This is a genomic window from Cellulomonas sp., assembly GCF_015234515.1.
Lineage (GTDB): Bacteria > Actinomycetota > Actinomycetes > Actinomycetales > Cellulomonadaceae > Cellulomonas.
The window spans coordinates 76,330-94,323 of record NZ_JADGMY010000028.1 but is presented as its reverse complement, the minus strand read 5'-3'; the positions used below and the strand labels follow the sequence as shown (position 1 = coordinate 94,323).

Annotated in this window: 18 protein-coding genes and 1 pseudogene; 14 read left to right on the top strand and 5 right to left on the bottom strand. The window is 74.5% G+C overall.

Annotated features, from left to right (window positions below; all coding sequences use genetic code 11):
* Positions 1 to 2 precede the first annotated feature (2 nt).
* Positions 3 to 998, bottom strand: coding sequence for a 2,3,4,5-tetrahydropyridine-2,6-dicarboxylate N-succinyltransferase (gene dapD, locus IR158_RS14140; protein WP_291814063.1), 996 nt, complete (start codon positions 996 to 998; stop codon positions 3 to 5).
* 65 nt (positions 999 to 1,063) lie between these two features.
* Between dapD and dapE the strand changes: the two genes are divergently transcribed.
* The 7 genes from dapE (at position 1,064) to IR158_RS14105 (ending at position 7,456) form a co-directional block, all read left to right on the top strand.
* Positions 1,064 to 2,179 (top strand): succinyl-diaminopimelate desuccinylase, encoded by a 1,116-nt coding sequence (dapE, locus tag IR158_RS14135; protein ID WP_291814062.1) that lies wholly within the window; start codon positions 1,064 to 1,066, stop codon positions 2,177 to 2,179.
* A gap of 53 nt (positions 2,180 to 2,232) precedes the next feature.
* Positions 2,233 to 3,132 (top strand): TIGR00730 family Rossman fold protein, encoded by a 900-nt coding sequence (locus tag IR158_RS14130; RefSeq protein ID WP_291814061.1) that lies wholly within the window; start codon positions 2,233 to 2,235, stop codon positions 3,130 to 3,132.
* Entirely contained in the window at positions 3,129 to 4,055 is a 927-nt protein-coding gene (folP, locus tag IR158_RS14125; protein WP_291814060.1) for a dihydropteroate synthase, read from the top strand. The genes IR158_RS14130 and folP overlap by 4 nt, the downstream gene beginning before the upstream one ends.
* Entirely contained in the window at positions 4,052 to 5,365 is a 1,314-nt protein-coding gene (locus IR158_RS14120) for a hypothetical protein (protein WP_291814059.1), read from the top strand. The genes folP and IR158_RS14120 overlap by 4 nt, the downstream gene beginning before the upstream one ends.
* 139 nt (positions 5,366 to 5,504) lie before the next feature.
* Entirely contained in the window at positions 5,505 to 5,672 is a 168-nt protein-coding gene (locus IR158_RS14115) for a DUF3117 domain-containing protein (RefSeq protein ID WP_214345793.1), read from the top strand.
* Positions 5,673 to 5,682: 10 nt separating this feature from the next.
* Positions 5,683 to 7,278 (top strand): M17 family metallopeptidase, encoded by a 1,596-nt coding sequence (locus IR158_RS14110; RefSeq protein ID WP_291814058.1) that lies wholly within the window; start codon positions 5,683 to 5,685, stop codon positions 7,276 to 7,278.
* Position 7,279: 1 nt separating this feature from the next.
* Positions 7,280 to 7,456, top strand: coding sequence for a hypothetical protein (locus IR158_RS14105; protein ID WP_291814057.1), 177 nt, complete (start codon positions 7,280 to 7,282; stop codon positions 7,454 to 7,456).
* 24 nt (positions 7,457 to 7,480) lie between these two features.
* Here the strand turns inward: IR158_RS14105 and IR158_RS14100 are convergent, their stop codons facing one another.
* The gene (locus IR158_RS14100) at positions 7,481 to 8,113 is read right to left on the bottom strand and encodes an O-methyltransferase (protein ID WP_291814538.1); all 633 of its coding nucleotides are present in this window, start codon (positions 8,111 to 8,113) and stop codon (positions 7,481 to 7,483) included.
* Between the two features lie 215 nt (positions 8,114 to 8,328).
* Here IR158_RS14100 and sigE point away from each other — a divergent pair.
* From sigE to IR158_RS14065, 7 genes and pseudogenes are all read left to right on the top strand, one after another.
* Positions 8,329 to 8,931: pseudogene (sigE, locus tag IR158_RS14095) on the top strand (RNA polymerase sigma factor SigE); the annotation flags it as partial.
* A complete protein-coding gene (locus IR158_RS14090; RefSeq protein ID WP_291814056.1) occupies positions 8,928 to 9,845 on the top strand; it encodes a zf-HC2 domain-containing protein in 918 nt (305 codons plus the stop codon). The pseudogene sigE and the gene IR158_RS14090, both read left to right, overlap by 4 nt.
* A 116-nt stretch (positions 9,846 to 9,961) precedes the next feature.
* Positions 9,962 to 11,281 (top strand): trypsin-like peptidase domain-containing protein, encoded by a 1,320-nt coding sequence (locus tag IR158_RS14085; protein ID WP_291814537.1) that lies wholly within the window; start codon positions 9,962 to 9,964, stop codon positions 11,279 to 11,281.
* A 38-nt stretch (positions 11,282 to 11,319) separates the two neighbouring features.
* Entirely contained in the window at positions 11,320 to 11,706 is a 387-nt protein-coding gene (locus tag IR158_RS14080) for a Sec-independent protein translocase TatB (protein ID WP_291814055.1), read from the top strand.
* A gap of 72 nt (positions 11,707 to 11,778) precedes the next feature.
* Positions 11,779 to 12,840: a tryptophan--tRNA ligase gene (trpS, locus tag IR158_RS14075; RefSeq protein ID WP_291814054.1), complete on the top strand. Its 1,062-nt coding sequence runs from the start codon at positions 11,779 to 11,781 to the stop codon at positions 12,838 to 12,840.
* Positions 12,837 to 13,412 carry a 2'-5' RNA ligase family protein gene (locus IR158_RS14070; RefSeq protein WP_291814053.1) on the top strand — a complete coding sequence of 192 codons (576 nt, stop codon included), beginning with the start codon at positions 12,837 to 12,839 and terminating at the stop codon, positions 13,410 to 13,412. Before trpS ends, IR158_RS14070 begins: the two co-directional genes overlap by 4 nt.
* Positions 13,413 to 13,422: 10 nt before the next feature.
* A complete protein-coding gene (locus IR158_RS14065) occupies positions 13,423 to 14,451 on the top strand; it encodes a YihY/virulence factor BrkB family protein (RefSeq protein WP_291814052.1) in 1,029 nt (342 codons plus the stop codon).
* A gap of 3 nt (positions 14,452 to 14,454) precedes the next feature.
* Here the strand turns inward: IR158_RS14065 and IR158_RS14060 are convergent, their stop codons facing one another.
* The 3 genes from IR158_RS14060 to sdhA are packed head-to-tail and all read right to left on the bottom strand — an operon-like array spanning position 14,455 to position 17,971.
* On the bottom strand, positions 14,455 to 15,306 hold the full coding sequence (locus IR158_RS14060) for a phosphotransferase (protein ID WP_291814051.1): 852 nt from the start codon (positions 15,304 to 15,306) through the stop codon (positions 14,455 to 14,457).
* 47 nt (positions 15,307 to 15,353) lie between these two features.
* Positions 15,354 to 16,139, bottom strand: a complete 786-nt coding sequence (locus tag IR158_RS14055) for a succinate dehydrogenase iron-sulfur subunit (RefSeq protein WP_291814050.1) — start codon at positions 16,137 to 16,139, stop codon at positions 15,354 to 15,356.
* A complete protein-coding gene (gene sdhA / locus IR158_RS14050) occupies positions 16,139 to 17,971 on the bottom strand; it encodes a succinate dehydrogenase flavoprotein subunit (RefSeq protein ID WP_291814049.1) in 1,833 nt (610 codons plus the stop codon). Before sdhA ends, IR158_RS14055 begins: the two co-directional genes overlap by 1 nt.
* Positions 17,972 to 17,994 lie beyond the last annotated feature (23 nt).

Below are 17,994 nucleotides of genomic sequence, written 5' to 3'. Positions count from 1 at the left end.
CGTCAGTTGGTGTGCAGCGCGGAGTTCAGCTGCACACCGGCGCCCGAGCGTGCGACCGCCTCGACCTCTCCCGTGCGCGAGTTGCGCCGGAACAGCACACCGTCCGCACCGGCGAGCACGCGGGCCTTGACGACGCGTGCCCCGTCGTCGTCCACCGCCCCCTCGACGTCGAAGCCGACGAGCCGCACCTTGGTGCCCGCGGTGACGTACAGGCCCGCCTCGACCACGCAGTCGTCGCCCAGGGGGATGCCCAGCCCCGAGTTCGCACCCAGCAGCGAGCGCTGCCCGACAGCCACGACCTCGCGGCCACCGCCGGACAGCGTGCCCATGATCGAGGCGCCCCCGCCCACGTCGGAGCCGTCGCCCACGACGACCCCGGCCGAGATGCGGCCCTCGACCATCGACGTCCCGAGCGTGCCCGCGTTGAAGTTGACGAAGCCCTCGTGCATCACGGTCGTGCCCGGTGCCAGGTGGGCGCCGAGGCGCACGCGGTCGGCGTCGGCGACCCGCACGCCCGACGGCAGCACGTAGTCGACCATGCGCGGGAACTTGTCGACCCCGTACACCGTCACCGGGGTCCCCGTGGCCGCGCGCAGCCGCAGGCGGGTGGCCTCGAAGTCCTCGACGGCGCACGGTCCGCGGTCGGTCCACACGACGTTCGGGAGGACCGCGAAGAGGCCGTCGAGGTTCTGCCCGTGGGGCCGGACGAGCCGGTGCGACAGCAGGTGCAGGCGCAGGTAGGCGTCGGCGGTGCCGGCGGGCGGGGTGTCGAGGTCCACGACGGTCGCGACGAGCGTCACGCGGACGCCGCGCGCGGGGTCCGCGCGCTCGCACGCGGCGAGGTCGACGGGCGCGTGCAGCCGGACGGAGTCGTCGTCGTCGACGTCGAGCGTGGTGGGCGGGGCCCCGAGGACGGGCGCGGGGTACCAGACGTCGAGGGTGGTCCCCGCGTCGGTGACGGTGGCCAGGCCGAGGCCCCAGGCCGTGCGGTCGGTCATGGCGTGCAAGCCTACGTCGCGGACGCCGCCGACCGGTAAGCCGTCGCCGCGCGTAGGGTCGGGTCGTGGCTGCCGACGACCTGATCGACCTGTCCGCCGACGTGGTGACGCTGACGCGTCAGCTGTGCGACGTCCCGTCCGTCAGCGGCGACGAGACGCGGCTGGCGGACGCGGTCGAGGCGGCGCTGCGCGAGCACCCGCACCTCGAGGTCCTCCGCGACGGTGACGCGGTCGTCGCGCGGACGCACCTGGGGCGCGCACGGCGCGTCGTCGTCGCGGGGCACCTCGACACCGTGCCGGTCGCCGGCAACCTGCCGACCCGGCTCGAGGACGACGTGCTGTGGGGGCGCGGCACCGTCGACATGAAGGGCGGTGTCGCGGTCGCGCTGCACCTCGCGGCCGCGCTCACCGAGCCCGTGCACGACGTGACGTGGGTCTTCTACGACCACGAGGAGGTCGCCGCCGACCTCAGCGGGCTGGGCCGCGTCGCGGCGCACCACCCGGACTGGCTCGAGGCCGACTTCGCGGTGCTCGGCGAGCCGAGCGACGGTGGGCTCGAGGGCGGCTGCAACGGCACGCTCCGCGCCGAGGTGCGGCTCACGGGCGTCGCGGCGCACTCGGCGCGCGCGTGGGTGGGCGTCAACGCGGTGCACGCCGCCGGTGAGGTGCTGCGTCGGCTCGAGGCCTACGAGCCGGCCACGGTCGAGGTCGAGGGCCTGGCGTACCGCGAGGGGCTCAACGCCGTGCTCGTCTCGGGTGGGGTCGCGACCAACGTCATCCCCGACTCGTGCGTCGTCACGGTCAACTACCGGTTCGCGCCGTCGCGGGACGTCGCCGAGGCCGTGGCGCACGTGCGCGACGTGTTCGACGGGTACGACGTGGTGGTCACCGACTCCGCGCCCGGTGCCCGCCCCGGTCTGGACGCACCCGCCGCGCAGGAGTTCGCCGCCGCCGTGCTCGCGGTCACGGGCGGTCGCCCCGCGCCGAAGTACGGCTGGACGGACGTCGCCCGGTTCAGCGCCCTGGGCGTGCCCGCGGTCAACTTCGGCCCCGGCGACCCGCTGCTGGCGCACAAGGACGACGAGCGGGTGCCCGTCGCGCAGATCGAGCTGTGCCACCGCGCGCTGCGGGCGTGGCTGACGGGCGCGCAGCCCGAGGACCTGCCGCTGGGCATCGCCTGACGTCCGCCGTCCGCGCGACGCGGCGGCTCGCGGCGCGCGCATAGGCTCGGGGGATGACTCCTGACGACACGTCGGCACCGGCGCCGGAGTACCGCCGCGGTCCCGTGCTGCTGCGCCGCGACCAGATCCCCGCCACGACCTCCGACCAGCGCCTGCTGGCGCGCGCCGAGGGCGCCGGCTGGCTGCACTCCGACCCCTGGCGGGTCATGCGGATCCAGAGCGAGTTCGTCGAGGGGTTCGGTGCGCTGTCCGAGGTCGGGCCCGCGGTCAGTGTCTTCGGCTCGGCGCGCATCAAGCCCGACGACCCGTACTACGAGCTGGGGCAGGAGGTCGCGCGCGGGCTCGTGGAGGCCGGGTACGCCGTGATCACCGGCGGTGGCCCCGGCATCATGGAGGCGGCCAACAAGGGCGCCACCGAGGCGGACGGGCTGTCGGTCGGTCTGGGCATCGAGCTGCCGTTCGAGCAGGGCATGAACGAGTGGGTCGACCTGGGCGTCAACTTCCGCTACTTCTTCGCCCGCAAGACCATGTTCGTCAAGTACTCCGAGGGTTTCGTCGTCCTGCCCGGTGGGTTCGGCACCTTCGACGAGCTCTTCGAGGCGCTGACCCTGGTGCAGACGCACAAGGTCACCGGGTTCCCGATCGTGCTGCTCGGCGCCGACTACTGGTCCGGGCTGCTCGCGTGGCTGCGCGACACGGTGCACCCGCAGGGCATGATCGCCGCTGCCGACATCGACCTGCTGCAGGTCGCGGCGGACGCGCAGGAGGCCGTCGAGATCGTCGTGCGACGCGGTGCCGAGCTGCGGGCCGAGGAGGAGGCGGCGGTGCGTGCCGCGGCGCGGGACCAGCGGGCTGCCGCCGCCGCCGGTGAGGCGCGGGCACGCAACGGCCGCCGGACCCGTGACGCGGGTGCCTCGGGTGAGGACGGCGCGCTCACGGACGGCGGGTGGTGACGAGCGGACCGCTGCCCGGCGTCCCCGCCGGTGCCGCACCGCTGCGCCTGCGCGGACGCACGTTCGGCGACGACCACCCGGTCGTCATGGCGGTCGTCAACCGCACGCCCGACTCGTTCTACGCGGCGGCGAGGTACGACGAGTCCACGGTCGACGCGGCGGTCGACCGGGCCGTCGAGGAGGGTGCCGACGTGCTGGACGTCGGCGGTGTGCGCGCCGGTCGCGGACCCGTCGTCGAGGAGGCCGAGGAGATCGCCCGCGTCCTGCCCGTCGTCCGGCGCGTCCGGGCACGGCACCCGGACCTGCTGGTCAGCGTCGACACCTGGCGGGCGGGCGTCGCCCGGGCCGTCGCGGACGCCGGTGCCGACCTGCTCAACGACACGTGGGCCGGGCACGACCCCGCGCTCGTCGAGGTGGCGGCGGAGCGCGGGCTGGGCGTCGTGTGCTCCCACACGGGGGGTGCCGCCCCGCGCAGCGACCCGTTCCGCGTCGCCTACCCGGCGCCCGAGGGCGTCGACCCGCTCGACGGCGTGCTGATCGACGTCGTCGCGACCCTGACCGCCGCGGCCGCGCGGGCGGTCGCGCTGGGCGTCGACCCGGCGTCGGTGCTCGTCGACGCGACCCTGGACTTCGGCAAGACCACGTGGCACTCGCTGCACCTGCTGAGAAACACCCCGAAGATCGTGCAGATCGGGCACCCTGTGCTCATGGCGATCTCGCGCAAGGACCTCGTCGGGGAGACCCTGGACCTGCCACCGGAGGAGCGGCTGGAGGGCACGTTGGCGGCCACGGCCGTCGCGGCCTGGCTGGGTGCCCGCGTCTTCCGCGTGCACGACGTCGCAGCGACGCGACGCACGCTCGACATGGTGGCGGCGCTCCGCGCGGAGCGGGCACCGGTGCGTGCCGTGCGGGGCATGCTGTGAGCGCCGACGCCCCCCGGTCCGACGCCGACGTGGCGGTCGACGCCGCCACCGCCGGACCGACGGAGCCGTCGGAGCCGGCGCCCACGACGGAGCCGCGTGCCGGGTGGTGGGACCGGGTCCGCGGCTGGCCGTGGTGGGTGCACGTCCTGCTCGTGTGGGCCGCCTCGCGGCTGTTCGTCGCCGGCGCCTTCGTCTGGACGGCGACGGTGCAGGAGGCGAACGTCTGGACCGGCGCGAACCCGTCCTACCAGGAGTTCGTCGGGCTGTTCTACGACGCCGGCTGGTACCGGCAGGTCGCGGAGAGCGGGTACCCGGCCGAGCTGCCGCGCGACGAGCAGGGGCTGGTCCAGCAGAACCCGTGGGCGTTCTTCCCCCTGTTCCCGATGCTCGTGCGGGCGCTCATGACGCTCACGGGCGGGACGTGGGTGGTCCTCGCGCCGACCGTGGCGCTGCTGCTGAGCGCCGCCGCGGTGCTCGTCGTGCACGAGGCCGTGCGCCACGGCGCGCCCCGGGCGGTCGCCGCCCGGCCCGGCCTGCCGCTGGCGACGGTCGCCCTGGTCTGCGCGTTCCCCACGGCCGCGGTCCTGCAGGTCGCGTACACCGAGTCCGCCGCGCTCCTGCTGGTCGCGGCCTCCCTGCTGCTGCTCGTGCGACGCCGCTACGGGTGGGCGGCCCTCGTCGTCGTCGCGCTCGGGTTCACGCGCGCGGTCGCGCTGCCGATGGCGGCGGTCGTCGTCGTGCACGCGGGGGTGCGGTGGTGGCGCTCGCGGCGTGGTGAGGACACCTTCGGCCGGCGTGACGCCGCGGGGCTCGTCGGCCTGGCCGTCGCGGCGGGGATCTCGGGCGTCGCGTGGCCGGCGATCTGCGGCTGGGTGACCGGCGTCCCCGACGGCTACCTGCAGACGCAGGAGGCGTGGCGGGGCGTGCGGGAGGTGGTGCCGTTCTCGGGGTGGACGTACGTGCCGCAGTTCTGGTTCGGCGAGTGGGGGACGCCCGTCATGGTCGCGGGCTTCGCGCTGACCGCCGCCGTGCTGCTCGTGCCCGCCGCCTGGCGGCTCGGGCCGGAGCTGCACACCTGGTCGGCCGCCTACGTCGTCTACATCCTCGCCGTGATCGAGCCGGGGTCCAGCCTCGCGCGGTTCCTGCTCCTGGCGTTCCCCCTCGGTGCCGTGACAGCGGGGGTGGTGCCGCGGCCCGCGTGGGCGCGCCGACTGTGGTTCGGGGCCGTCCTGGTCCTCATGCTGGGGCTGCAGGTGCTCTGGGTGCGGCAGATGTGGCAGTTCAACCCCCAGGGCGACTGGCCGCCGTGACCCGTTCGTGCTCCGCGGAGCCGGGCGGGGGTCACGCCCGGTGAACTAGGATGGTCGCTGGACAACCGGCTGACCTGGAGGTTGTCGGGCCCGCCCGACGGCTGTCGGCCGGCAACGTACGAGCGAAGGAGAGGCCCGGATGGCCGCGATGAAGCCGAGGACCGGCGACGGACCGCTCGAGGTGACGAAGGAGGGACGCGGCATCGTCATGCGCGTCCCGCTCGAGGGTGGCGGACGGCTGGTGGTGGAGCTCAACGCGACCGAGGCGTCCGAGCTGGGCGAGGCTCTGACGTCCGTCGTCGGCTGACGACCGGCGGATGAGCCCCCGCACCTCCGGCGCGGCCGCCGCCGCGCCGCGTACGCCCCCCACGGTCTCGTTGCACGGCGCGAGCGTCGTCGACTCCCCGCTCCTGACGGACGGGTCGGTCGACGCGGTCGCGGTCCAGGTCGCGCCGCCCCGCGACGGGGACGACGCGCTGCAGCCGCGGTCGGGCACGCCGCAGGCGGCGGCCCGCTACGGCATCGACCTGTCCGAGCTGGCGGAGCGTGCCGGCCTGACGGGCGCTGCGGGCGAGGCGTTCACCGTCCACCTGCCACTCCCGGTGGGTTCGGCCGTCGAGCTCCCGTGGGCCGGGCTGCCGCCGCGCATCGTGCTCGTGGGAGTCGGTGACGAGAGCCCGACCGCGCTGCGTCGCGCGGGTGCGGCGCTCGCCCGGGCCACGCGTGGGCTGCGCCGCGTCGCCGCGACCGTCGGCGCGCAGACGCACCACGACGAGTCGGCCGCGGCACAGGCGGCCCGTGCCGTCGCCGAGGGCTACCTGCTCGCGGCGTACACGCCGCCGCGCGTGACGTCGAAGCCGGAGGGGAAGGCGCCGGCCGAGCTGGTGCTGCTCGGCCGCGACGGCGCGGAGGTCTCCGCCGCGGTGGCCGCCGCTCGTGCAGGTGCGGCCGCCACGTGGCTGGTCCGGGACCTGGCCAACACCCCGTCCAACGTCAAGGACCCGGCGTGGCTGGCGGACCGGGCCCGACGGCTCGGGACCAAGGCCGGGCTCGACGTCGAGGTCCTGGGTCCGCGGGAGCTCGCCGCTGGCGGGTTCGGCGGTCTGCTGGCCGTCGGTGCCGGCTCGGCCTCCACGCCGCGGCTGGTTCGCCTCACGTACACCCCGGCGGCGGGCGACGGCCGCCACGTCGTGGTCGTCGGCAAGGGCATCACGTACGACACGGGCGGGCTGTCCATCAAGCCCCGCGAGGCCATGGTGCCGATGAAGACCGACATGGCCGGCGCCGCGGTGGCACTGGCCACGGTGCTGGGTGCCGCCCAGGCGCACGTGCCGCACAAGGTCACGGCGGTCCTGCCGCTGGCGGAGAACCACTTCGGTGGGTCGTCCTACCGGCCGGGTGACGTCGTCACGATCCACGGCGGCACCACGGTCGAGATCGCGAACACCGACGCCGAGGGCCGGCTCGTCCTGGCCGACGCCCTCGCCTGGGCGGACGCGACCCTCGAACCCGACGTGCTCGTGGACGTCGCCACGCTGACCGGCGCGGCGAGCCTCGGTCTCGGCCGGCAGCACGCCGCGCTCTACGGGACGGACGAGGCCCTCGTCGCGGCGCTGTCGGCCGCAGGTGATCGCACGGGCGAGCTGGTGTGGCCCATGCCGCTCGTCGAGGACTACGAGGAGGCGGTGCGCTCGTCGGTCGCCGACCTGCGTCACGTCCCCGAGGACCGCCGCATCGGCGGCGGCTCGATCACGGCCGCCCTGTTCCTGCGCCGGTTCGTCGGGCAGCGGACCTGGGCGCACCTCGACATCGCGGGCCCCGCGCGTTCGACGTCGGACAAGCACGAGGTCACCGAGGGTGCCACGGGCTACGGTGCGCGCCTGCTCCTGGAGTACCTGACGACGCTGGACTGACGTGCACAGCGATGCCGCCGACCCCCCGGGGGTCGGCGGCATCGTCGTGCGCAGGTCGGACGCCGTGTGGAAGGTGTCGTGGGGCCGCTGGAGCGAGCTCGTGCTCAGCGACCCCCGCGCCGACGCCGCCGAGCTGCTGCGGCATTGCTCCGGCGCGCTGCGCGACCTGGTGAGGTGACGTCCGCCGACGTCGATCGGTCCCTCAGCGACGCACGGCGACGAGCAGGCCCTCGCCCACCGGCAGGAGCGCCGGCACCAGCCGGTCGTCCGCGCGGACGTGCCGCCCGACGTCCCGGACGGTCGTCGTCGCCTCGTCGCGCCGCGCGGGGTCCGCGACCCGGTCGTGCCAGAGCGCGTCGTCGACCGCCAGCACGCCTCCCGGACGCAGCAGGCGGACCGCCTGCTCGACGTACCCGGGGTAGTTCTCCACGTCCGCGTCGATCACGACCATGTCGTACCCGCCGTCGGTGAGGCGCGGCAGGACGTCCAGCGCGCGCCCGGAGATGGCGCGCGTCCGGGTGCTGCGCACGCCCTCCTCGGCGAACGCGTCCTTCGCGGCGCGCTGGTGCTCGAGCTCCAGGTCGATCGTCGTCAGCACGCCGTCCGCCGGCATGCCCCGCAGCAGGTACAGCGAGCCCACGCCGGCGCCCGTGCCGACCTCGACCACCGCACGCGCCTGCGCCGCCGCGGCGAGCACGCGCAACGCCGCTCCCGTGCCGGGGAGCACGGGCGTGCACCCCAGGTGCGACGCGCGCTCGCGGGCCCGCAGCACGACGTCGTCCTCGTCGAGGAACTCCTCGCAGTAGACCCAGCTCTGCGCCTTGTCGGTGGAGATGACGGCCTCCTCGTCGCTCGCCCCGTGCGGGCGCGCCTGGCCGTCAGCGTAGTCCCGCGCCGCGGGCGTCCGACGGACGTGCGAGCCGGGGTTCTGCGCGCCGCGTCGCCGCACCGCGCGCGGGCCGCCGTTTCCGCTCAGGACGAACAAGGGTCGAGCATGGGAGCCCGACCTGGGAGACTGACGTCCCGAGAGAAGCATCGAGGAGAGCCCCGCAGATGAGCGACCAGCCCGCCGACTGGCAGGCCCCGTCGTGGGAGGAGATCGTCCGGGAGCACTCCGCCCGGGTGTACCGGCTGGCCTACCGGCTGACCGGGAACCGCCACGACGCCGAGGACCTCACGCAGGAGACCTTCGTCCGCGTGTTCCGCTCGCTCCACACGTACAGCCCCGGCACCTTCGAGGGCTGGCTGCACCGGATCACCACGAACCTCTTCCTCGACATGGCGCGCCGCAAGCAGCGCGTGCGGATCGAGCCGATCGGTGACGACACGGACCGGTGGTCCTCGCCGGACCTGCTCGCGACGCCCGAGCGCGCGTTCGAGGCCGCGAACCTCGACCACGACGTCCAGCGCGCGCTCGACGCGCTGCCGCCCGAGTACCGCGCCGCCGTCGTGCTGTGTGACATCGAAGGGCTGTCGTACGAGGAGATCGCCGTGACCCTCGGCATCAAGCTCGGCACCGTGCGCTCGCGGATCCACCGCGCCCGGGCCCGGCTGCGGGTCGCGCTCGAGCACCGGCGTCCGCTCGACACCTCGGCAGCCGACACGTCGACCGCCGACCCGCGCGTGCCCGACGCCGCCGAGGTGGCCGGATGATGCACCTCGGCTCCCGGATCAGCGCCCTGGTCGACGGACAGCTCGACCCGGCCGCGACCGAGCGCGCACTCGCGCACGTCGCGACGTGCGCGTCGTGCGCGCGCGAGCTCGCCGCAGCACGTGCCGCCCGGCGGGCGCTCGCCGGGGCGGAGCCCGTCCACCCCACCGAGGACCTCACGGCGCGTCTGCTGTCGCTCTCGTCGCAGGGCGGCCCGCCCGTGCCGCCGGCGCCCGGGACGCGCGACCCCTTCGCCGTCGGTGCCGGCGCGGCACTGCCGGTCGCCGCGACACGGGCGCTGCGCGGCGACGTGGTCAGCGGCCGCTCGCCCGTGCGGCTCGTGGTCGGGTCCGTGGCAGGTATGGGCGCCATGGCGGCCGGCCTGTTCATGCTCGGTGAGCGGCCCGTGGTGACGCCCTCGAGCCACCCGGCGGCCGCGCTCGGTCTGCTCGCCCACACGTCGGCGCCCGCCGACGCGGGCGACGTGCCGGCGGACGACGCCACGGTCGCGTGGCTGCGCGGGAAGGGGTGGACGTTCCCCGCCGACCTGCCCGCCGGGTGGCACGTCCGCTCGATCGGCTGGTCCTCGGACGACCCGCAGGTGCTGGAGGTGGACGTCACGGGGCCCGTGGGCTCCTACGTCGTGACCGAGCAGCAGGGGCGCCTGGACACCCAGGCGCTCGCCGGCGCGCCCGTCCGGGAGGTGGGCGGCAGGCAGGTGCACGTGCTGTCCGTCGAGCCGTGGCAGGTCGCCTGGCAGTCGGGTTCGACGGTCGTGCAGATCGTCGCCGCGCAGGACGAGGGCGCGATCGACGCGCTGGTCGAGGCGTTCCCCTCCGACGGGTACGACGACACCGTCACCGGGCGCATCGGTCGCGGCTGGCAGACCGTGTCCGCCGTGTGGGGACGCCCGTGAGCGACGGCGGGTCAGGCGCCGTGGCCGGTCCGGAGCCGCACCCCGCGCCCGAGCCACGACCCGCCGACGCGCCACCGCCACCGCACCCGGGCACCCCGCAGCCCGCGCCGGTCCCGCTGTTCGCCGCGCCCTCGTCGTACCGCCGCACCGCGGACGCCCCGGACGTCGGACCCGCGGAGGCGCCCCGGGGGGCGGCACCCGCGCACGCGCCCACCGCGGCCTTCGCCCGCCCGGGCGGTCCGCACCCGACCGCCGGACCGGACGCACCGTCCGCCGGCCCGGACGGGGGAGCCGCCGACGGGACGTCCGTGGCGGCCGCTCCCGGCCGTCCGACGCGCCGCCGCCGACGGCGCACGCTGTCGGCAGCCTGGGTCGCGCCGCTCGTCGCCCTGTCGGTCGCCGCAGGCTTCCTCGGAGGACTGCTCGGGGACCGGGTGCTGCCGGACGACGGGCGCCGCTCCGACGCGGGCCTCCCGGTGGCCCCGGCCCCGGCCGCGCACGTGGACCGGGCGCCCGACTCCGTGGCCGGCATCGCCGCCGGCGTCCTGCCGAGCGTGGTGTCGCTCGAGGTGACGACCGCGGACGGGGCAGGCTCGGGCTCGGGCTTCGTCCTGCGGCAGGACGGGTACGTGCTGACGAACAACCACGTCGTCGAGGGGGCCGACGGCGGGTCGATCGTCGTGCAGTTCGCCGACGGCACGGAGCTGCCCGGCACGGTCGTCGGTGCCACGGGGGACTACGACCTGGCGGTGGTCAAGGTCGAGGCGACGGGCCTGACACCCGCGGCCCTGGGTGACTCGGACACGGTCGTCGTCGGCGACCCGGTCGTCGCGATCGGTGCGCCGCTGGGACTCGTCGGCACCGTCACGAGCGGCATCGTCAGCGCGCTCAACCGACCCGTCGTGGCCGGGGACGGCGGCGACGCCGCGTTCATCAACGCGATCCAGACCGACGCGGCGATCAACCCCGGCAACTCGGGTGGACCCCTGGTCAACGCGCAGGGTGAGGTCGTCGGCATCAACTCCGCCATCGCCCAGCTGCCCGGGCGGCTCACGGGCGTCGGCAGCATCGGGCTCGGCTTCGCGATCCCGTCGAACCAGGCGCGCCGCACGGCCGAGCAGCTCATCGAGACCGGTACGGCGACGTACCCCGTCATCGGCGTCGCCCTCGAGCCGGGGTACTCCGGCGAGGGCGTGCAGGTCGCGGTGCAGGACGGCCCGGGCACCGCGGCCGTCACCCGCAACGGCCCGGCCGACCTGGCGGGGATCCGGCGCGGTGACGTCATCCTGGCCATCGACGGCCGCCCGGTGACGGCGTCGGAGGAGCTGATCGTCACCATCCGCGCGCGCGAGGTCGGGGACACCGTGGTGCTGCGCGTGCGCACGGGCGACGACGAGCGGGACGTCCGCGTGCGGCTCCAGGCGGCGCCGGACTGACCGACCGTCGTCGGCCGCCGTCGCGGTAACCTGAGCGGGTGTTCGGGATCAACGGCGGCGAGCTGCTCATCCTGCTGCTGGTCGCCGCCGTCGTCGTCGGCCCGGAGCGGCTGCCCGCGTACGCCGAGCAGCTCGCGGGATGGGTGCGGCGGCTGCGCGACCTCGCCCGTGACACCAAGGAACGTGTCGACGCCGAGCTCGGTGACGCCGACGTCGACTGGGCGGCTCTCGACCCGCGCCGGTACGACCCGCGCCGCATCGTGCGCGACGCTCTGCTGGACGACGGGAAGCCGCACACCTCGTCGCGCCCGGCGCCCCCGGGTGCCAGGTCCGCGGCAGCGGCCGCACCGGCCGTCGCGTTCGCCGCCGGACCGGTGCCCGCGGGGCCGGACGCGCCCGCACCGTTCGACGACGAGGCGACCTGACGCGCAGCCCGTCCCGCCGTACCCTCACGCATGACATCCGGCCGACGGCCGATCACCTCAGGAGGCCCGCGCATGACCCAGGTGCTGTCCACGACGCAGCCCGCCACGCCGTCGACCGCGGGCGGGCGCATCTTCTCGGGCATGCAGCCGACGTCGGACTCGCTCCAGCTCGGCAACTACCTGGGTGCGCTGACCCAGTGGGTCGCGCTCCAGGACACGCACGACGCGATCTACTGCGTCGTCGACCTGCACGCGCTCACCGTCGGACCCGACCCCCAGGTGCTGCGGGAGCGCACGCGCCGCACGGCCGCGCAGTACCTCGCGGCGGGGGTCGACCCCCGGCGGTCGATCCTGTTCGTCCAGTCGCACGTGCCGGAGCACGCCGAGCTGGCCTGGATCCTGTCCTGCCACACCGGCTTCGGTGAGGCCGGCCGCATGACGCAGTTCAAGGACAAGTCGGCGAAGCAGGGCTCCGAGGGCACGACCGTCGGCCTGTTCACGTACCCCGTGCTGATGGCGGCCGACATCCTGCTGTACGACACGGCGCTCGTGCCCGTCGGGGAGGACCAGCGCCAGCACCTGGAGCTGACGCGCGACCTCGCGCAGCGCATGAACGCGCGCTTCGGCCGGGGCACCGTCGTCGTCCCCGAGCCGTACATCGTCTCCGCGACGGCCAAGATCTACGACCTGCAGGACCCCACCTCCAAGATGAGCAAGTCGGCCGAGAGCCCGAACGGCCTCATCGAGCTGCTCGACGACCCGAAGGTCGTCGCCAAGCGCATCCGGTCGGCCGTGACCGACGCCGAGCGGGAGATCCGCTTCGACCCCACCGCGAAGCCCGGCGTGTCGAACCTGCTGACGATCTTCTCGGCGCTGTCGGGGCGGACCGTCCCGTCGCTCGAGGCCGACTACGAGGGCAAGGGGTACGGGGACCTCAAGAAGGACCTCGCGGACGTGGTCGTCGACTTCCTCACCCCGTTCCAGGAGCGGGTGCGGCACTACCTCGCCGACCCGACGGCGCTCGACGACGTCCTCGCCGACGGTGCGGCGCGGGCCCGTGAGCTGGCGACCCCCACGCTGGAGCGGGTCTACGACCGGTCCGGTCTGCTCCCCGCGCGCCGGGTCCGGGCGTGAGGCTTCCGCGGGCGGGGGCGGGGGAGATCGTCGTCGGGGTCGCGATCGCGGTCCCTGAGCCGTTCTGCGGCCAGCTGCACGACGCACGGGTGCGCCTCGGGGACCCCGAGGCGCGCAACATCGTGCCGCACGTGACCCTCATCGGTCCGACGCCGGTCGCGCAGGACAGGCTCGAGGAGCTCGACGCGCACATCGCGCGCACGGTCGCCGGTCACCGCCCCTTCCACGTGCGGCTGCGCGGCACGCACACGTTCCGCCCCGTCTCGCCCGTCGTGTTCGTGGCGCTCGAGGAGGGTGCGGAGCAGTGCGCCGCGCTGGAGGCGTCGGTGCGCTCGGGTCCCCTGCAGGTCGAGGCGCACTTCCCGTACCACCCGCACGTCACGGTCGCGCACGACGTCGACGACGCGGCGCTCGACGCCGCGCAGGCCGACATGGCGACGTACGAGGCGGGGTTCGACGTCACGCACGTCCACCGGTTCGTGCACGACGGCACGGCGTGGCGTCCCGCGCAGCGGTTCGTGCTCGGCGCCGTCGGGGCCCTCGCGGATGCCGTCGGGGAGGACCACCCGTAGGTTCGCTCGCATGGAGCGTCGCACGACCCGGCACGAGAGAACCGTCGTGGCGCCCCCCGCCGGCGCGGGCGCAGCCCACGCGCGCGCGACCGAGCGTGCGCCGGACCCGGAGTCCGGACCCCGGTGGAAGCCCGGCGTCCCCGGCCTCGTCGAGCGCGTGCAGGCACTCCTGGCCTGGTGGCAGCGGACCCGCGTGGCGCGGGCCAACGCGCGCTTCGGGCAGGCGGGCGGCGGCCTGCTCACCGGTGGCCTCGCGTACACCACGCTGTTCTCGGTGTTCGCAGGCCTCACCATCGGCTACACCGCGTTCATGGCGGTGCTCGGCGGCAACGCCGAGCTGCGCGAGACGGTCCTGCGCACGGTCGGGGCGTCGCTGCCCGGGCTGGTCGACACGGGGGACGGCACCGGCGTGCTCAAGCCGGACGACCTCGTCCTGAGTCCCGGCCTGAGCATCGCGAGCATCGTGGCCGTGGGTGTCCTGGCCTTCAGCGCGATCTCCGCGACCGCCGCGCTGCGCACCGCGGTGCGCGCCATGTTCGGTGCGCACGACGCGGTCACGCTCGTCGCCGGCAAGCTGCGCGAGCTCGGGGGGTTCGTCGGCATCGCGCTCGCGGTGCTCCTGTCGGCCGTGCTCGGCATCGCGGCGACGACCGCGGCCGACTGGCTCCTGGGGGCCCTGGGCTGGCCGGACGGGTCCGGGGTGGTCCTCCGGGTCGTCGGCATCGCCGTCGCGTTCGTCGTCGACGCCGCCGTCTTCGTGATGATCGTGCGGGTCCTCGCCGGCCAGGCGCCCCCACGCAGGGACCTGCTGGGCGGCGCGGTGATCGCCGCGACAGGGCTGGGTGTCGTCCGGCTGCTGGGGACGTCCGTCGTCGCCGGGTCCGTGCAGCGCAACCCGGTGCTCGCGTCCTTCGCGGTGATCGTCGTCCTGCTGCTGTGGATCAACCTCATCGCGCGCGTCGTCCTGCTCGCCGCGGCCTGGACCGCCGACCCGCCGGCGCCCGAGCCAGCGCAGGAGGGCCCTGGCGACGTGTCCTGAGGGTCAGCCCGTGCGCGTCAGGGCCACGAGCAGGGCGGGCAGCCGGTCGACGTAGTCGCGCAGCTGCCCACGCGTGCGGTCGGGCTCGCCCACCTTCAGCAGGTTGAGCATGCCCTCGTCGCCGGCCTCCTGACCCGCGGCGATCCGGTCCGTCGAGGCGGCCATGCGAATCACGACGTGGTGCGCGACGTCCACCGCGGACGGTGCCGCCGCGCCCGACGCTGCCGCCTCGCGCCCGTAGGCGTCGGCGAGCACGCGCAGGCGGTGCGCGCCGTGCGCGGGGCCGGGGTCGTCGTAGAAGGGGACGCCGCTCCAGGCGAGCATCGCGAGGTCGTCGAGCGGCACGCCCGGGCCGGCGACGTCCCAGTCGACGACACCGACGATCTGGTCCGCGCCCGGCCCGGCGACCAGCATGTTGTACATCGTGGCGTCGTGGTGGCACACGATCTCCCCGGGTGCCAGGTCGCGCTCCTCGAAGCGCCACCGCACGCGGCCGGGTCGCAGGTCGGCGACCGCCGCGTGGTACCGGGCGAGCCACGCCGCACCGGACGCCAGCCGTGCGTCGGTGACCTCGGCGAGGTCGACCACCTCGCCGGGCAGGTGCTCGAGCACCTCGCGCCCCCGCGTGTCGATGCCCAGCGGCGCGGGCACGCCGTCGAGGCCGCGTGCACGCAGGTGGGCGAGCAGCGCGTGCACGGCCGGCGTCCACGGGCCCGCCGGACGGCGCACGGTGCCCCCGGCCCGCACCGCGCCGCCCACGTTGCCGCCCGGCAGCCGCACCTCGGGTGCGGGCGGCTCCGGCTCGACGTAGCGGGGGAGCGCGGCGAGCAGCGAGGTCAGGTCGTCGACGGGCACCGCGCCATGATGGTGCACCGCGCGCGGGACGTCACCGGGATTGCGGCTCAGAAGGCGCGCGTGATCATCGCGCGCTTGACCTCCTGGATCGCCTTCGTCACCTCGATGCCGCGTGGGCAGGCCTCGGTGCAGTTGAAGGTCGTGCGGCAGCGCCACACGCCCTCCTTGTCGTTGAGGATCTCGAGGCGCTGCGTGCCGCCCTCGTCGCGGGAGTCGAAGATGAAGCGGTGCGCGTTGACGATCGCCGCGGGCCCGAAGTACTGGCCGTCGGTCCAGAACACCGGGCACGACGACGTGCACGCGGCGCACAGGATGCACTTGGTGGTGTCGTCGAACCGCTCGCGCTGCTGCGGGGACTGCAGGCGCTCCTTCGACGGCTCCGTGCCCGTGGTGATGAGGAACGGCATGATCTCGCGGTAGGAGGCGAAGAACGGCTCCATGTCGACGACCAGGTCCTTGACCACGGGCAGGCCCTTGATGGGCTCGACCGTGATCGGCTTGGACGGGTCGAGGTCCTTGAGCAGCGTCTTGCACGCGAGCCGGTTGCGGCCGTTGATGCGCATGGCGTCGGACCCGCAGATGCCGTGCGCGCACGAGCGGCGGAACGTCAGCGAGCCGTCGTGCTCCCACTTGATCTTGTGCAGCGCGTCGAGCACGCGGTCGGTGCCGTGGACCTCGACCGTGAACTCGTCCCAGCGCGGTTCCGCGACGAAGGGCTCGCCGAACGCCGGCATGTCCTCGTCCGCCGGCAGGAACCGCCGGATCTTCAGCGTGACCTGGAAGGACGGCACGGCGCCGACCTCGCTTGCGGGTGCGTCCACGGTGGTGGTCATCAGTACTTGCGCTCCATCGGCTGGTAGCGGGTGACGGTGACGGGCTTGGCTCCGAGGACCACCTGGTAGCCGTCGAACGTCTCGGCCCGGGCGAAGGCGCCGTCACCGGACAGGGCACCGGCAGCGCCCTCGGCGACCGGACGGCGGTACGCCATCGTGTGCTGCATGAACCGTGCGTCGTCGCGGTCCGGGAAGTCCTCGCGGAAGTGCCCGCCGCGGGACTCCTCGCGGTTGAGGGCCCCGACGACCACCGTCTCGGCGATGTCGAGCAGGAAGCCGAGCTCGACCGCCTCGAGCAGGTCGGTGTTGAAGGTGCGGGTCTTGTCCTGCACCGAGACCGCCTCGTACCGCTTGCGCAGGGCCTTGATGTCGGACAGCGCCTGCGTGAGCGAGTCGGACGTGCGGAAGACCTGGGCGTTCGCGTCCATCGTCTCCTGCAGGTCACGGCGGATGTCGGCGACCCGCTCGCCGTTCGGACGCGTGCGGATCGCCTCGAGCCCGGCCTCGACGCTCGTCGCGGGCGAGGGGGGCAGCTCGACGAACGGCGCCACCGCGGCGTAGGCCGCGGCAGCACGCCCGGCGCGCTTGCCGAAGACGTTGATGTCGAGCAGCGAGTTCGTGCCCAGGCGGTTCGAGCCGTGCACGGAGACGCAGGCGACCTCACCGGCCGCGTACAGGCCCTTGATGACGTCCGTCGCGTTGCGCAGCACCTCACCCTCGATGTTCGTGGGGATGCCCCCCATCGCGTAGTGCGCCGTCGGGTACACGGGCACCGGCTCGGTGTACGGCTCGATGCCGAGGTACGTCCGCGCGAACTCCGTGATGTCGGGCAGCTTGGCGTCGATGTGCGCGGGCTCGAGGTGCGTGAGGTCGAGCAGGACGTAGTCCTTGTTGGGTCCCGCCCCGCGGCCCTCGCGCACCTCGTTGGCCATCGAGCGGGCCACGATGTCGCGCGGCGCGAGGTCCTTGATGGTGGGGGCGTAGCGCTCCATGAAGCGCTCGCCGTCGGCGTTGCGCAGGATCCCGCCCTCGCCGCGGGCAGCCTCCGAGAGCAGGATGCCCAGGCCCGCCAGGCCCGTCGGGTGGAACTGGAAGAACTCCATGTCCTCCAGCGGGATGCCCCGGCGGTACGCCAGCGCCATGCCGTCGCCCGTGAGGGTGTGCGCGTTCGACGTGGTCTTGTAGATCTTGCCCGCGCCACCGGTGGCGAAGACGACCGCCTTGGCCTGGAAGACGTGGATCTCGCCCGTGGCCAGCTCGTAGGCCACGACGCCCGAGACGTTGACCTCCTCGCCCTCGGGCACGTCGCCCGTGGCCAGGTCGTGGTCGACCAGCAGGTCGAGGACGTAGAACTCGTTGAAGAACTCGACGTCGTTCTTGACGCACTGCTGGTAGAGCGTCTGCAGGATCATGTGGCCGGTGCGGTCCGCGGCGTAGCAGGACCGTCGCACGGCCGCCTCGCCGTGGTTGCGCGTGTGCCCGCCGAACCGGCGCTGGTCGATGCGGCCCTCGGGCGTGCGGTTGAACGGCAGGCCCATCTTCTCCAGGTCGAGCACCGCGTCGATGGCCTCCTTGGCCATGACCTCGGCGGCGTCCTGGTCGACCAGGTAGTCACCGCCCTTGACGGTGTCGAAGGTGTGCCACTCCCAGTTGTCCTCCTCGACGTTGGCCAGCGCGGCGCACATGCCGCCCTGCGCCGCGCCGGTGTGGGAGCGCGTCGGGAAGAGCTTGGAGATGACAGCGGTGCGCACGCGCGTCGAGGACTCGAGCGCGGCACGCATCCCGGCGCCGCCCGCGCCGACGATGACGACGTCGTACTGGTGGGTCTGCATCGGCTGCTAGGCCTTCCTTGCTG

Excerpts from the sequence above, each read along its gene's own strand:
- dapD (WP_291814063.1), bottom strand. The coding sequence starts at position 998 with ATGACCGACCGCACGGCCTGGGGCCTCGGCCTGGCCACCGTCACCGAC.
- IR158_RS14130 (WP_291814061.1), top strand. The coding sequence starts at position 2,233 with ATGACTCCTGACGACACGTCGGCACCGGCGCCGGAGTACCGCCGCGGT.
- IR158_RS14115 (WP_214345793.1), top strand. The coding sequence starts at position 5,505 with ATGGCCGCGATGAAGCCGAGGACCGGCGACGGACCGCTCGAGGTGACG.
- IR158_RS14110 (WP_291814058.1), top strand. The coding sequence starts at position 5,683 with ATGAGCCCCCGCACCTCCGGCGCGGCCGCCGCCGCGCCGCGTACGCCC.
- IR158_RS14090 (WP_291814056.1), top strand. The coding sequence starts at position 8,928 with ATGATGCACCTCGGCTCCCGGATCAGCGCCCTGGTCGACGGACAGCTC.
- trpS (WP_291814054.1), top strand. The coding sequence starts at position 11,779 with ATGACCCAGGTGCTGTCCACGACGCAGCCCGCCACGCCGTCGACCGCG.
- IR158_RS14065 (WP_291814052.1), top strand. The coding sequence starts at position 13,423 with ATGGAGCGTCGCACGACCCGGCACGAGAGAACCGTCGTGGCGCCCCCC.
- IR158_RS14055 (WP_291814050.1), bottom strand. The coding sequence starts at position 16,139 with ATGACCACCACCGTGGACGCACCCGCAAGCGAGGTCGGCGCCGTGCCG.
- sdhA (WP_291814049.1), bottom strand. The coding sequence starts at position 17,971 with ATGCAGACCCACCAGTACGACGTCGTCATCGTCGGCGCGGGCGGCGCC.